Annotated in this window: 14 protein-coding genes; 8 read left to right on the top strand and 6 right to left on the bottom strand. The window is 67.4% G+C overall.

The genetic code is table 11. The annotated features are described in order from the left end of the window. Window position 1: 1 nt before the first annotated feature. The 5 genes from miaB (at window position 2) to lnt (ending at window position 5735) form a co-directional block, all read left to right on the top strand. On the top strand, window positions 2–1405 hold the full coding sequence (gene miaB, locus MRY80_RS22925; RefSeq protein WP_293293567.1) for a tRNA (N6-isopentenyl adenosine(37)-C2)-methylthiotransferase MiaB: 1404 nt from the start codon (window positions 2–4) through the stop codon (window positions 1403–1405). A gap of 47 nt (window positions 1406–1452) precedes the next feature. Next, entirely contained in the window at window positions 1453–2418 is a 966-nt protein-coding gene (locus MRY80_RS22920) for a PhoH family protein (RefSeq protein ID WP_293293566.1), read from the top strand. Continuing rightward, complete coding sequence (ybeY, locus tag MRY80_RS22915; RefSeq protein ID WP_293294200.1) at window positions 2415–2903, top strand: rRNA maturation RNase YbeY; 489 nt, start codon at window positions 2415–2417, stop codon at window positions 2901–2903. The genes MRY80_RS22920 and ybeY overlap by 4 nt, the downstream gene beginning before the upstream one ends. Window positions 2904–2911: 8 nt before the next feature. Then, entirely contained in the window at window positions 2912–4063 is a 1152-nt protein-coding gene (locus MRY80_RS22910) for a hemolysin family protein (RefSeq protein ID WP_293293565.1), read from the top strand. A 64-nt stretch (window positions 4064–4127) separates the two neighbouring features. After that, on the top strand, window positions 4128–5735 hold the full coding sequence (gene lnt / locus MRY80_RS22905) for an apolipoprotein N-acyltransferase (protein WP_293293564.1): 1608 nt from the start codon (window positions 4128–4130) through the stop codon (window positions 5733–5735). 12 nt (window positions 5736–5747) lie between these two features. Here the strand turns inward: lnt and MRY80_RS22900 are convergent, their stop codons facing one another. After that, window positions 5748–6056 carry a hypothetical protein gene (locus tag MRY80_RS22900; protein ID WP_293293563.1) on the bottom strand — a complete coding sequence of 103 codons (309 nt, stop codon included), beginning with the start codon at window positions 6054–6056 and terminating at the stop codon, window positions 5748–5750. Window positions 6057–6317: 261 nt separating this feature from the next. Here MRY80_RS22900 and MRY80_RS22895 point away from each other — a divergent pair, with 261 nt between their 5' ends. From MRY80_RS22895 to MRY80_RS22885, 3 genes are all read left to right on the top strand, one after another. Beyond that, window positions 6318–7100, top strand: coding sequence for a DeoR/GlpR family DNA-binding transcription regulator (locus tag MRY80_RS22895; protein WP_293293562.1), 783 nt, complete (start codon window positions 6318–6320; stop codon window positions 7098–7100). Further along, window positions 7093–8598: a glycerol-3-phosphate dehydrogenase gene (gene glpD, locus MRY80_RS22890; protein WP_293293561.1), complete on the top strand. Its 1506-nt coding sequence runs from the start codon at window positions 7093–7095 to the stop codon at window positions 8596–8598. The genes MRY80_RS22895 and glpD overlap by 8 nt, the downstream gene beginning before the upstream one ends. 81 nt (window positions 8599–8679) lie before the next feature. Next, the gene (locus MRY80_RS22885; protein ID WP_293293560.1) at window positions 8680–8943 is read left to right on the top strand and encodes a hypothetical protein; all 264 of its coding nucleotides are present in this window, start codon (window positions 8680–8682) and stop codon (window positions 8941–8943) included. Between the two features lie 32 nt (window positions 8944–8975). Here the strand turns inward: MRY80_RS22885 and MRY80_RS22880 are convergent, their stop codons facing one another. From MRY80_RS22880 to MRY80_RS22860, 5 genes are all read right to left on the bottom strand, one after another. Further along, complete coding sequence (locus tag MRY80_RS22880) at window positions 8976–10424, bottom strand: ferredoxin reductase family protein (protein WP_293293559.1); 1449 nt, start codon at window positions 10422–10424, stop codon at window positions 8976–8978. Window positions 10425–10506: 82 nt separating this feature from the next. Further along, complete coding sequence (locus MRY80_RS22875; RefSeq protein ID WP_293293558.1) at window positions 10507–11283, bottom strand: SDR family NAD(P)-dependent oxidoreductase; 777 nt, start codon at window positions 11281–11283, stop codon at window positions 10507–10509. Beyond that, a complete protein-coding gene (locus tag MRY80_RS22870; RefSeq protein ID WP_293293557.1) occupies window positions 11280–12215 on the bottom strand; it encodes an SDR family oxidoreductase in 936 nt (311 codons plus the stop codon). Before MRY80_RS22870 ends, MRY80_RS22875 begins: the two co-directional genes overlap by 4 nt. Further along, on the bottom strand, window positions 12212–13117 hold the full coding sequence (locus MRY80_RS22865) for a bile acid:sodium symporter family protein (RefSeq protein WP_293293556.1): 906 nt from the start codon (window positions 13115–13117) through the stop codon (window positions 12212–12214). Before MRY80_RS22865 ends, MRY80_RS22870 begins: the two co-directional genes overlap by 4 nt. Next, window positions 13117–14466, bottom strand: coding sequence for an NAD(P)-binding domain-containing protein (locus MRY80_RS22860; RefSeq protein WP_293293555.1), 1350 nt, complete (start codon window positions 14464–14466; stop codon window positions 13117–13119). Before MRY80_RS22860 ends, MRY80_RS22865 begins: the two co-directional genes overlap by 1 nt. Window positions 14467–14513 lie beyond the last annotated feature (47 nt).

The raw sequence follows: 14513 nt of genomic DNA, 5'->3' as shown, positions 1-14513 counted from the left end.
CATGAACGATATCGCAGAACTTCTGGATCGCGAGGCCGCCCCGGCCTCGTCGAACACGCGCAAGGTTTTCGTCAAGACCTATGGCTGCCAGATGAACGTCTATGACAGCCAGCGCATGGCCGATGCGCTGGGGGCGGACGGCTATGTCGAGACGGCGACGCCGGACGACGCCGACATGATCCTGCTCAACACCTGCCACATCCGCGAAAAGGCGGCCGAGAAGGTCTATTCGGAACTCGGGCGCCTGCGCAAGCTGCGCGACCAGCGCCGCGCCTCCGGTTCGGAGATGCTGATCGGCGTCGCCGGTTGCGTCGCCCAGGCAGAGGGCGAGGAGATCATCCGCCGCGCGCCGGTGGTCGATTTCGTGATCGGGCCGCAGACCTATCACCGCCTGCCGCAGGTGGTCTCGAAGGCCCGGTCCGGCGACAAGGTGGTCGAGACCGAATACGCCATCGAGGACAAGTTCGAGAAACTGCCGGCCCGCGACGAGAAGCAGGTGCGCGCCCGCGGCGTCACCGCCTTTCTGACGGTGCAGGAAGGCTGCGACAAGTTCTGCACCTTCTGCGTGGTGCCCTATACGCGCGGGGCGGAGGTTTCGCGGCCCGTGTCGCAGATCGTCGCCGAGGCGCGGAAGCTCGCCGCCTCGGGCGTGCGCGAGGTCACCCTGCTCGGCCAGAACGTCAACGCCTGGCACGGCGAGGGTCCGAACGGGCGCGAATGGGGCCTCGGCGCGCTGCTGCGCGAACTCGCGACGATCGAAGGGCTCGACCGGCTGCGCTACACGACCAGCCATCCGCGCGACATGGACGACGCGCTGATCGAGGCGCATCGCGATCTCGACAGCCTGATGCCCTATCTGCATCTGCCCGTTCAGGCCGGGTCCGACCGCATCCTCAAGGCCATGAACCGCAAGCACACCGGCGACGAATACCGCCGGCTCGTCGATCGCATCCGCGCGGCGCGCCCGGACATCGCCCTGTCGGGCGATTTCATCGTCGGCTTCCCCGGCGAGACGGATGAGGATTTCGAGGACACGATGCGCCTGATCCGCGATGTCGGCTATGCGCAGGCCTTTTCGTTCAAATATTCGCCCCGCCCCGGCACGCCGGGCGCCGACATGGGCGCGCAGGTGCCCGAACCGGTCAAGTCGGAACGGCTGCAGGCGTTGCAGGCGCTCCTGGAAGAGCAGCAATCCGCCTTCATGCGCGGCCTCATCGGCCAGACCATGCAGGTGCTTCTGGAAAAACCCGGTCGCGAGCCCGGACAGCTTGTCGGCCGGTCTCCGTGGTTGCAGCCTGTGGTTTGTGATGAAAATGTCGGAAAAATCGGTGACATTGTTACCGTGCGAATCACGCGAGTCTCCGCGAACAGCCTGATCGCGGATAACAGGGAAGTGGAACCGTAGGCTTGACAGCAGAAGCCAGCGCGAACCGTGCATCCGGCGCCTCCGATATGGCGCATATCGTCTTGAGCTTCGACAACAACGATCACGCCCGTGCGCTTTACGGGCAGTTCGACCAGAACCTGGCGCTGATCGAGCAGCGCCTCGGCGTCGATGTCCGCTCGAAGGGAAACCAGGTGAGCATTCGCGGCGAGGCGACCGCCACCGAGCAGGCGCGCCGCGCGCTCGACTATCTCTACGACCGGCTGGCCGCCGGCGGCGAGGAACCGGACACGAACGACGTCGACGGAGCGTTGCGCATGGCGGTTGCCGCCGACGACCAGCTTTCGCTGCCGACCATCGCCGCGCCCGCCAAGCTCGCCGCCGCGCAGATCGCGACGCGCAAGAAGACCGTCTTCGCGCGCACGCCCAACCAGGACGCCTATATCCGCGCGCTCGACCGCTCAGAGCTCGTCTTCGGCATCGGCCCGGCCGGCACCGGCAAGACCTTCCTGGCCGTCGCCCATGCGGCGATGCTGCTGGAGCGCGGCGCCGTGGAAAAGATCATCCTGTCGCGTCCGGCCGTGGAGGCGGGCGAACGGCTCGGCTTCCTGCCCGGCGACATGAAGGAGAAGGTCGATCCCTATCTGCGGCCGCTCTATGACGCGCTCTATGACATGATCCCCGCCGACAAGGTGGAACGGGCGCTCGCCGCCGGCGTGATCGAGATCGCGCCGCTCGCCTTCATGCGCGGCCGCACGCTGACCAACGCCGCCGTCATCCTCGACGAGGCGCAGAACACGACTTCCATGCAGATGAAGATGTTCCTCACCCGTCTGGGCGAGAACTCGCGCATGATGGTCACCGGCGATCCGTCGCAGGTCGATCTTCCGCTCGGCGCGAAATCCGGGCTGGTCGAGGCGATGCAGGTGCTGGACGGCGTCGCCGGCATCGTCACCGTGCGCTTCGGCGAAAAGGACGTGGTGCGCCATCCGCTGGTCGCCAAGATCGTCGCGGCCTACGAGCGGCAGGGCTGACAGGCTTGACCATCGAGATCGATGTTGCGGTCGAGGCCGGCGACTGGGCCGGCGAGGAAGCGTTGCACGCGCTTGCCGAGCGCGCCGTCGCGGCCTCCCTTGCCCGTCTCGGACTGGAGGACGCGGAGAGCGAACTCTCCGTCCTGTTCACCGACGACGCGGCGATGCGCAAGCTCAACGCGCAGTGGCGCGACAAGGACAAGCCGACCAATGTCCTGTCCTTTCCCGCCTTCGCGCTTTCGCCGGGCGACGCGCCGGGCCCGATGCTCGGCGACATCGTCATCGCGTTCGAAACCGTGGGCCGCGAGGCGGCGCTTGAAGGCAAACCCTTCGATGACCATCTCAGTCATCTGATCGTTCACGGTTTTCTGCATGTTTTGGGTTACGATCACGAAACGAACACAGACGCTGAGCAGATGGAAACCGCGGAACGCGCGATTCTTGCTGACATGGGCGTTCCCGACCCTTATTCTGAGACCGATTGACCGTTTCGATGCTTATGACCAGTCCCGACAGTGAAGCCTCGAGGCCAGAGGCGCCTCGCGAAGACGAGACCGATCCGCGAAGTCCCGGCGCGGAAGCCGGCAAGACTCGCGGCCAGCCGGGCTTCCTGCAACGGCTGATCTTCCTGTTTCGCCCGCAATCGGCCGCGACCATCCGTGAAAACCTGCAGGACGCGCTCGCCGGACAGGGCGAATGGGACCAGACCATCACGCCCGGCGAACGGGCGATGCTCAACAACATCCTGAGATTGCGCGAAGTGCGCGTCGAGGACGTGATGATCCCGCGCGCCGAGATCGAATCGGTCGACCAGAAGACGACGCTTGGCGAATTGCTCAAGCTGTTCGAGCAGTCCGGCCACAGCCGCATGCCGGTCTATGACGAGACGCTCGACGATCCGCGCGGCATGGTCCACATCCGCGACGTGGTCGCCGCGATCACCAAGCTCGCGGCGGAAAAGAAACGCACGCGCCGCAACACGGAAACCCCGACCGTCGGCCACAACAGCACCGCGGGCTTCGACCTGTCGCGGGTGCAGCTCGACCGGACCATCGAGGAACTGAAGCTGGCGCGCGAAGTGCTGTTCGTGCCGCCCTCCATGCTGGCCGCCGACCTGATGGCGCGCATGCAGACGCAGCGCATCCAGATGGCGCTGGTGATCGACGAATATGGCGGCACCGACGGGCTGGTCTCGCTGGAAGACATCGTCGAGATGGTCGTCGGCGACATCGAGGACGAGCATGACGACGAGGAAGTGCTGTTCACCGAGGCGGGAGACGGCATCATCGTCGCCGATGCGCGCGTCTATCTGGAAGAACTCGCCAACGCGCTCGGCCCGGACTTCCTGGAGGCCGCGCGCAGCGAGGACGACGACGTCGACACCGTCGGTGGGCTGATCTTCTCCCTGCTCGGCCGGGTGCCGGTGCGCGGCGAGGTGATCGCCTCCTTCGCGGGCTATGAATTCGAGGTGCTCGAGGCCGATCCCCGGCGCATCAAGCGGGTGCGCATCGTGCGCGCCAAGCGCCGGTTGCCGCGCCGCGACGCCCATGGCGCCGAGACGCACGCCACCGCGCCCGAAAGCACCGCCGAAGCGGAGCCCGTGGCCGTCGACATGCCCGAAAAAGCGCCGGAAGAGACCAAGTAACATCGCGTCGGCCAGCCTTGGCTGATAAGTCTCGCTGAAGGATGATTCGCCTTCGGACCCGCCAATGAAGCGCCTGGCCAACCGCATATTGCTGACGACCGGCTGGAGGCGCGCGGCGCTGGCCATGGCAGCCGGCGCGGTGACCGTGCTCGGCCAGGCGCCGTTTCACGCCTTCATCTTCTGTTTCGTCGGCTTTCCCGTGCTGGTCTGGCTGCTGGACGGCGCGATCGCGCGGCCGTCGCGCTCCTGGACCGCGACCGCATGGCCGGCGTTTGCCACCGGCTGGTGGTTCGGCTTCGGCTACCACGTCGCCGGCCTCTGGTGGATCGGCAACGCGCTGTTCGTCGAGGCACGCGAGTTCCTGTGGCTGTGGCCCTTCGCCGTCCTTGCCATTCCGGCGCTGCTGGCGGTCTTTGCCGGCGTTGCCGCCGTGATCGCGCGCATGGTTTGGTCCGACGGGCTCGGCCGCATCGCGGCGCTTGCGCTCGGCTTCGGGCTTGCGGAATGGCTGCGCGGCTTCGTCCTGACCGGGTTTCCGTGGAACGCCGTCGGCTATGCGGCGATGCCGGTGCCGGTGCTGATGCAATCGGCGGCGATCGTCGGCGTGATCGGCATGAACGCGCTCGCCGTGCTGGTCTTTTCCCTGCCCGCCGCCCTGGCGCAGGACCGTCGCCGCGCCGTGCCGGCAGCGCTCGTCGCGATGCTGCTCATCGCAGCACATGCCGGCTTCGGCTTCTGGCGTCTTGCCGACGCGACCGACGCGACCGACGCCGACCCGGCCGCCCCGCTGGTGCGCATCGTCCAGCCCGCCGTCGACCAGTCGGAGAAATGGGACGCCGCGCGGCGAAACGCGATCTTCGACGGACTGATCGCGCTGTCGCTGGAAGCCGGGCCGAACGGCGCCGCGCCGGACATCGTGGTCTGGCCGGAAACGTCGGTGCCCTACCTCCTGACCGAAACGCCGTCGGCCGTCGCCGCCATCGCCGAGGCCTTCGGCCCGGACCAGATCCTGCTGGCCGGCGCGGTGCGGATCGGCGAGACCTCCGGTTCGAATGGCGAATACACCTATTACAACTCGATCCTGGCGCTGAACGGCGACGGCGTGATCTTCGACGCCGCCGACAAGAAGCACCTTGTGCCGTTCGGCGAATATCTGCCCTTCAAGGCGCTGCTGGAGCGGATCGGCATGAAGGCGATCGCGGCGGCCGATCGCGGCTATTCGCCGGCCGACCGCCGCCGCACCATGGCCCTGCCCGGCGGCACGGTCGTACTGCCCTCGATCTGCTACGAGGCGATCTTCCCCTACGAGGTCGAAGCGGAAGGCGAGCCGGCCACGGTGCTGGTGAACGTCACCAACGACGCCTGGTATGGCGACGTGCCGGGCCCCTATCAGCACGCCCACCAGGCCCGCATCCGGGCCGTCGAGAACGGCCTGCCCGTGATCCGGGCCGCCAACAACGGCGTGTCGGCGATCTATGACGCGCATGGCCGCCAGAGCGCCGCGCTTGGCTACGGCGTCAGCGGCGCCATCGAGGCTCGCATGCCGGCACGGCTCGACGACACCTGGTATCGCCTCGAAGGCCGGCGGACGTTCTGGGCGATCCTTGCCGTTCTGGCGCTGGCGGCAGCGCTCGGGCGCCTCATCGAGCGGCGGCGGGTCGGCGGCCTCTGAAGCCTGCCCGGATCACGTGTCCCCGGCGGCGAGCCTGGCGCGCACGACTTCCGAGAGCGTACGGAACGCCCGTTCGATCTCGCCCGGTTCCCACCCCGCATGCATCGCCCATTCGCGCACCGTGCCCATGTCTTCCGACAGGGCATTGTCGACCTGCCCGGTTTCGAAGGCCTCACCGAGCATCGCCGCGATCTCCGCTGGTTCCAGGCCGAAGCGCAGGAGCCCCTCGATCACGTCGTCGAAGGCGGGCATGATCGCCGCCTCGCAATCGCGGTCGCGGCCCCGATAGGGCGCCACCTGTTTCGGCGGTGAAATCGTCATGCGGTCCGTCCGCCTCCCCAGGTTGAATGCCAGCGTCCGGCGATGCCGAATCTGGCCGGGGGATGCTCTCAAGATTTGGATAGAGGGTAAAGCCGCAGCCGGTTTCGCATAACCGTTACGGCAAGATGTTGCCTTCCCCGTCGCCATTGTCGCAGTCCGATTTGCCAGCGATTCCCCTTGAAATGAAAGTTTGCGAATGCAAATGAAGATGAAACGATAATTATCGAAGATAATCGCGCAACCGCCCGAACGGACCCGATCATGCTTGCCCTGCCGCCGCGACAGATGGACATCCTCGACCTCGCCCGCCGCAAGGGCCGGGTCGATGTGGAGACGCTTGCCGCGCATTTCTCGGTGACGCCGCAGACGATCCGCAAGGACCTCAACGACCTTTGCGACATGGAGCGGCTGCATCGCGTGCATGGCGGCGCGGTGTTTCCCTCGAGCACCGTCAATCTCGCCTGGCAGGAGCGCCGCGACATCGCCTCGGGCGCCAAGCAGCGCATCGCCGACAGGGCGGCCTCGCTCATCCCGGACGGCTCGTCGGTGATCCTGAACATCGGCACCACCGTCGAACAGGTGGCGCATGGGCTGCGCCGGCATCACGACCTGATGGTCATCACCAACAATCTGAACGTCGCCACGATCCTGTCCGACGCGCCGGGCGTGGAGCTCGTCATCTCCGGCGGCATGGTGCGCAAGGCCGATGGCGGCATTGTCGGCGAGGCGGCGATCGACCTGATCCGGCAGTTCAAGGTGGATTGCGCCGTGATCGGCGCTTCGGCGATCGATGCCGACGGGGCGCTTCTGGATTTCGACTATCGCGAAGTGCGCGTCGCCCGGGCGATCCTGGAACAGGCGCGCGTCAAGATGCTGGTCGCCGACACGACCAAGTTCGAGCGCCGCGCGCCGGTGCAGATCGGCCATCTCGGCGACATCGACACCTTCATCACCGACGCAGCCCCGCCCGACGAGATCGCCGAGATCTGTGCGCGGGCCGGCGTCGACCTGATCGTCACGGACACGGAGAACGACATTGGATAACGCGACGCCGCATTACGACATCCTGGTCATCGGCGGCGGCATCAACGGAGCGGGCGTGGCGCGCGACGCGGCCGGGCGCGGCTTTTCGGTCTGCCTGTGCGACCCGGGCGACTTCGGCGGCGGCACGTCGTCGGCCTCCACCAAGCTGATCCATGGCGGGTTGCGCTATCTGGAGCATTACGAGTTCCGGCTGGTGCGCGAGGCGCTGATGGAGCGCGAGGTGCTGTGGGGCATGGCGCCGCACATCATCCGGCCGCTGCGCTTCATCCTGCCCTATCACTCGGGCCTGCGCCCGGCCTGGCTGCTGCGGCTGGGCCTGTTCCTCTACGACAATCTGGGCGGGCGCAAATTGCTGCCCGGCACGCGCACGCTGGACCTGACCCGCGACGAAGCGGGCAAGCCGCTGAAGCCCGGCTACGGCAAGGCGTTCGAATATTCCGATTGCTGGGTGGAGGATTCGCGGCTCGTGATCCTCAATCTGCGCGACGCCGCGGCGCGGGGCGCGACCGTCCTGCCCCGCTGCGCCGCCGAAAGCGCCCGTTTCGCCGACGGCCGCTGGCACGTCACCCTCCGCGACCGGACGACCGACACGGCCCGCACGGTCACCGCCTCCATCGTCGTGAACGCCGCCGGCCCGGCGGTGGACGCGGTGCTGAACTCGGTGTTCGGACGCAATGACGCGCGCAATGTGCGTCTCGTGCGCGGCAGCCACATCGTCGTGCGCAGGAAATTCGCGCATGACCGCGCCTACATCTTCCAGAACGCCGACGGCCGCATCATCTTCGCCATTCCCTACGAGGGCGACTTCACGCTGATCGGCACCACCGACGCCGAGCAGGAAACGCTGGACGGACCGCCGCGCATCAGCGCGGAGGAAAAGGACTATCTGCGCCGCATGGCGAGCGAGTATTTCGCCGAGCCCGTGGAGCCGGAGGACATCGTCTGGACCTATTCCGGCGTGCGGCCGCTCTATGACGACGGTGCCTCCAAGGCGCAGGAAGCGACGCGCGACTATGTCATCCGCCGCGACACCGAACTCGGCGACGGCACGCTGATCAACGTCTTCGGCGGCAAGATCACGACCTATCGCAGGCTCGCCGAATCGATGCTCGGCGAGATCGAGGCGACGCTCGGCAAGCGCAAGCCGGCCTGGACCAGGGGCGCGACGCTGCCCGGCGGCGACTTCGCCGTCACCGGCTTCGAGACGCTGGTCGAAACGCTGAAGCAACGCCATACCGGCATCGACCCGGCCTTGCTGCGCCGGCTGGCCCGGTTCTACGGCACCGATGCGGCCACGATTCTCGGCGATGCGTCCCGCCCGGGCGATCTCGGTATCGATTTCGGCCACGGCCTCACGGAAGCCGAGGTCCGCTGGCTGATGGCGCAGGAATGGGCAGCCTCCGCCGAGGACGTGCTGTTCCGCCGCACCCGGCTCGGCATCCGCATGAGCGATGAGCAGCAGGCCGCGCTCGACGCATGGATGAAGGCGGCCGCATAGACGCGTCAGGGCCGCCCGGATATTGCCGGAATCATGGGCTTGATGCCTCCAGCGGCCACGCCAACGAAAGGAACGACGCCGGTGACGAAAACGGGACTTGCAGTTCTCCTGCTTCTTGCGGGAACCGCCGGCGCATCGGCGCAATCCGGTGAAGCGGCGAAGGGCAAGGACACCTACATCGCCGAATGCGTGGGCTGCCACGCGTCGGCGGCGCGGATCGTGCGCAAGATCGGTGGCGGCACGCCCGAAGACAGGGCCGACTGGCTGGACGATTTTCTCTCCGACCACCATTTGACCGACATGGACGCCAAGGCCGACCTGATGGCCTATCTTCTCGCGATCTAGGGCCTTGTCGCGGTTCCGGACGGCGTACGGGTCTAGCGGAAGGCAAAGCCCAGCACGGCGAGGCCGATGACCATCGCGAGAAGCCGGAAGTTGCGGATGACCTGCCGGTCCTTCGCCGTCGACGGTCCCTGCCGGTAGTCGAAGCGCTCGTAGCGGATATGGGCGGGCGGCACGCCGAGGCCGGTGACGCCCTGGCAGACCGCGCTCATCATTCCGCCCGGCCCGCAGATCATCACGGCCGTATCCCTCGGATCGAGACCCTCCAGCGCCTCGGCCAGATGCTCGCGCGTGATCGGCCCCTGGCGCTGGTTCGGACCGAGCGGCCCGCGATCGAGCAGGATCGTCGACCGCGCGCCAAGCGCCTCCAGATGGGGGACAAAGAGCGCGGGATCGGCCAGGGCCGCCGCGTCCCGCGCCGCATAGACGAAGCGCACCGGGCGCGTCTCACCGCGCCGGGCGAGATCGGCGAGCATCGACAGGATCGGCGCCAGCCCGACGCCGCCGGCAATCAGCACGATCGCCCCGCATTGCCGGTCCTCCAGCGTGAAGCTTCCATGCGGGCCGTCGAGCGCGGCAGGCGTGCCGATCTCCAGGCCGCCGAGCCCCCGGGTGAAGTCGCCCGCTTCCTGGATCAGAAACCGCACCTCCCCCTCTGCGTTCGGCGGCGAGGCGATGGAGAAGGGATGGTCGAACAGCGGGAAGCGGCGCGGCGCGAAGGCGATCCATGCGAACTGCCCGGCTTGATGGTCGAGTGTCCGCCCGGACGCGCTCTTCAAGCTGATCTCCCACAGCCGATCGGCGCGCTTGCGGCGCGCGACGACCGCCCAGTCCTGCCGCTGCATCTGGCGCAACCGGACGGTGTAGACGCCGATCGCCAGCGCGAGCGCGCCAAGGGCGAGACCGATCCAGTAGACGCGCAAGGCCAGGCTCTCGGCATAGATGCCCACATGCAGGAGATGCAGGAGCACGGCGACGGCGGCAACGATGGCCATCACGCCATGGGTCGCGCGCCAGAACTCGTGCGTGACGGGCAGTCTGTCGCGCAGCATGCCGAGCGGCACCATCAAGAGCACAAGCACAAGCGTGACGAGGCCCGCGGCGTTGGCCGGCGCCGTGAGCAGCGCGACGACATGGTTCCAGGTCGAATAGGGACGGGAAAGATCGATCGGCAGGACGAAGAAGAGCGGGTGGGCGACGACGAGGACCACCAGCAGCCGGGCCATCCATTTGTGGAACGCCATGGTGATGTCGATGCCGACGCGCCCGGACAGGAATTCGAACCGGCCGCTCGAGACAAGCTGCAGCAACAGCATGACGGCCGCCACCATGCCGAGCGCCGACGCCGCTTCCGTCCATGGATCGACCGGCGTCTCGGCGAAGACCGCCAGAAGGAGCGGGGCAATCGCCAGCGCGACATAACCACCGGCCAGAAACAGGGGCGAAAGACCGGCTCGTCGCCGCGAAATGTGTGTCGTCGTCATCGGCCGATCCGTCAAATTCCCTAGCGGCAATCAGCATATGATCGTGATCGCTTCGCAAGGACATTGCCTAAATTGTCGCAAATCAGCGCGGCGTGTCGGCGATATTGCGCTCCATCAGACGGACATAGAGCGCCGGCGCGAAGCGGTTGATCCACCAGGCAAGCCGCGCGACACGGCCGACCGGGATCATGGCGCGGCCACGCCGAACGCCGTCAAGGATGATCCGGGCCGCAGCGTCCGGCTCCATGTAGTCGATGCCGTCGCTGGCCGAGCCGGGCCGGGCGATGCCGCCCTTGCGCTCCTGCGCATTGCCGGGATTGGTGGCGACGAAGGACGGGGCCGCGATGTGAACCGACACGCCGAAGGGCCTCTCCTCGCTGGCGAGGGTGCGAAAGAAACCTTCCAGCGCATGTTTGGACGCCGAATAGGCGGAACGGCTATGCAGCGGCGCGAAGCCCGCGACCGAAGAGATCGCGAGATGCGTCCCTCGGCTTTGCCGGACCGCCTGCAGCAATTCGGCCGCGACATGCACCGCGCCGAAATAGTTGACCGCGAAGACGGTGCGATGGGCGGACATCTCCATCTCGGCAAAGATGCCGATCTGGGTGATGCCGGCATTGTAGATCACGAGATCCACGCTCGGCCGCGACGCGACGATGCCGGCGCAGGCCGCCCGCACCGCGTTCTCGTCCGTCAGGTCGCACGGCCAGGCGCTGGCCTCCGCCCCGAGATCGCGCACGGCCTCCAGTTCGTCGCCCGGAAGGTCGAGGATCGCGACATGCCAGCCCTCGGCCAGCAATGCCCTTGCCAGCGCCCGGCCGAGCCCACCGGCGCCGCCGGTGATGACGGCCGTCTTCACAGCCCCGCGCCCTCGCGCCAGAGAGCGAAGACCTCGGCGCTGGTCTTGTCCGGCACGTAGCCGAACTGCGCCTTCAGCTTCGTGTTGTCGAGCACCGGCCGGTACTGCAGGAAGCGGACCTGTTCCGGACCGTAGCGCGACAGGCCGAGCGGGTGCGCGACGCCCAGCGCAAGCTTCAGGAACGACGGCGAGAGCCAGCGCACCTTGCGGTCGAGCGCGGCGGCGAGATCGCGGGTGCCGAGCGCGCCGTCACCCGCGACATTGTAGATGCCGGGCGGGCCGTCGGTCGCGGCGCGCAGCAGGATACGGGCGAGGTCCCGCGTCCAGATGAAGACGAAGGGGCTGTCGGACCCGATGATGCCGAGCAGCGGATCGCGGCGGAACAGCGCCGTGATCTGGTTCTCGATCCCCTTGCCCAGCACCGTGCCGACGCGTAGCACGACCTGCTCCAGCGCCGGATGGTCCCGACGGGCTTCGGCCAGCATCTCCTCGACCAGGCGCTTGTGGAACGCGTAGGCGAATTCCTCGTTGCCGCGCAGCGCGTCCGTTTCGCGCAGTGGCACGGGATTGTCGGCGTGATATCCGTAAGCAGCCCCTGACGATGTGACCACGATGCGGCGGACGCCGTGGGCGACGCAGGCGTCGATCACCTTGCGGCTGCCCTCGACATCGACGGCATGTTCGAAGGCGCGCGCCGAGCCCTTCGGCGGCGTCACGATGGAGGCGAGGTGAACGACGACCTCCGGGTTCCAGTCGCCGATGACGCGCTCGACGTCATCGCCGCGCACATCGAGCGTCTCGAACCCGGCGCCGTCGGGCAGCAGCGCCGGGCGTCGGATGTCGGTCGCCAGCACCTCGTGGCCGCCTGGCATCTCTCGCAGCAGGGCCTGACCGATGCCGCCGGCCGCGCCGGTGATCAGGATGCGGGTCATCGCGCCGCCTCGCTGCGCGCCATCAGCCAGGCGAGGCCGAGCCCGGAAATCGCGTGCCAGACGCCCCAAAGGGCCGCGACGACCGCCATGCCGCCGAGCCCGTGGAAGAAGGCGAAGATGAGGATCAGCCCGAGGCCCGAATTCTGGATGCCCGTCTCGATGGTGATGGCACGGCGATCATAGGGCGACACGCGGGCGAGCGTCGCGGTCAGGAACCCGCCGCCGAGCGCCAGCGTGTTGTGCGCGATCACCAGCGCCGCGACCGCGCCGATATAGGCGAGGAAAAATCCCCAGTTGGCGGCGAGCGCCAGGGCGATGAAGCCGATGAAGATCGCCATGGAGAGCATCTGCATCGGCCGGCGGATGCGCGCCGCGACCGCCGGTCTCGTCACGTTGAGCGCGATGCCGAGGCAGAGCGGCAGCACCAGCATGGCGAAGACGGTGACGGCCACCATCACCGGATCGATCGCCGTCTCGCGCAGGATCTGCCGCGTGGGCGCATAGAGGCTGCCCCACAGCCCGATGTTGAAGGGCGTCATGACGATGGCGGCCACCGTGGCGACGGCGGTCATCGAAACCGACAGCGCCGTGTTGCCGCCGGCGCGATGGGTGATGAAATTGGAGATGTTGCCGCCCGGACAGGCCGCGACGAGGATCAGGCCGAGCGCGATCGACGGTCGCGGCTGCACCGCGAGGATGAACAGGAAGGTGAGGACCGGCAGCACCACGAATTGCGAGACGAGGCCTGTGACGAGCGATCTCGGCGCGCGGGCGAGCGCGTGGAAATCGGCCGGCCTGAGGTCGAGCGCGATAGCGAACATCACGATGGCCAGGATGCCGTTCAGGAGGGTCAGCGAGGCCGGGCTGAAATTGAGCAGAACGCCGTCGATGTCGCCCTGCATCACGCCGCCGCCTTCAGTCTGGCGATGCGGCTCGTCACGGCATCGCGGAAGGTCGCCTTGTCCACGTAATAGGCCATGCGCGGCAGGTCGACATAGCGCATGCCGCCCGTGGCGCGGGTGAAGCCCGCCGCCTTTTCGACCTGCAGGGCCTTCGCCGCCGGCGACCCGCCGCGCAGGCCGCGAATGTAGCGCGCGACCATTTCGGCCTGTTCGTGCCGCCCCTGCCAGCCGAGGCCCGACGCCTCGACCATGCCCATCAGGAACAGGTCGTCGCGGCCTGGATGCATGCAGTTCAGGAAGAGATGCGGCGCGGCGCCCTTCCAGTTCAACAGTTCCGCGTCGATGAACGGATAGTGCAGCCGGTAGCCTGTCGCGGCGAGCACCATGTCGTAGTCGCCGCTCGTCCCGTCGCGGAAATGCACGGTGTGGCCGTCGAAACGTTCGACATCGGCGCGGATGCGGATGTCGCCGTGGCCGGCGTGGAACAGGATCAGCGAATTGACGACGGGATGGGATTCGTAGAGCCGGTAATCCGGCTTCGGAAAGCCGTATTTCTGCGGGTCGCCGACGAACCATTTCAGGATCATGCCGTCGACGCGGCGCTTCAGCCACATCGGCAGCCGGATCGCGCCGCCCATCGTGTCGGCGGGTTTGCCGAACACGTATTTCGGCACGAAATAATAGCCGCGCCGCATGGACAGGTCGCAGGAGACGCCGTGATGGATGGCGTCGACCGCGATGTCGCAGCCCGAATTGCCCGCGCCGATCACCAGCACCCGCTTGCCGGCGAATTGCTGCGGCGACCGGTACTGGCTGGAATGGATCAGGTCGCCCGAGAACGTGCCGGCGAATTCCGGCATGTTCGGCTCCGACAGCGTGCCGTTGGCGATCAGCACGCCGGCGAAGACGTCGTCGCGGATCTGGCCGTCGCCGTCGCGCCAGGTGACGCGCCAGCCGTCGCCGTCCGAACCGAGGGGTTCGGCGCGCAGCACCTCGCAGTTGAACCGGAAGTGCCGGCGCAGGTCGAAGCGGTCGGCAAAACGGCGGAAATAGCGCTTCAGTTCGCGATGCGACGGATATTCGGCAACCGCGTCGTCCATCGGAAAATCGGCAAATTCCGTCATGGTCTTCGACGAGATCAGATGCGCGGTCTCGTACATGGTCGAGCGCGGCGCGTCGATGTCCCAGAGCCCGCCGACGTCGCCGTGCAGTTCGAAGCCCTGGAAGGCGACCCCCTGCTCCTGAAGCGTCTTGGCCATGGCGAGCCCCATCGGCCCGGCGCCGATCAGGGCGAACGCGTCGCGATTTCCGGCACCGGCCTGCGGCGCCCGAACAGTGTTCGGCGTCATGTCTCCTCCCCAGGCAATGCGCCCGTTCCTCGCCGCTACAATTGAAC

Source organism: Oricola sp. (genome assembly GCF_022763245.1).
GTDB lineage: Bacteria > Pseudomonadota > Alphaproteobacteria > Rhizobiales > Rhizobiaceae > Oricola.
Note: the sequence above shows the minus strand (reverse complement) of the source record. Positions and strands in the feature narration are given on the sequence as shown.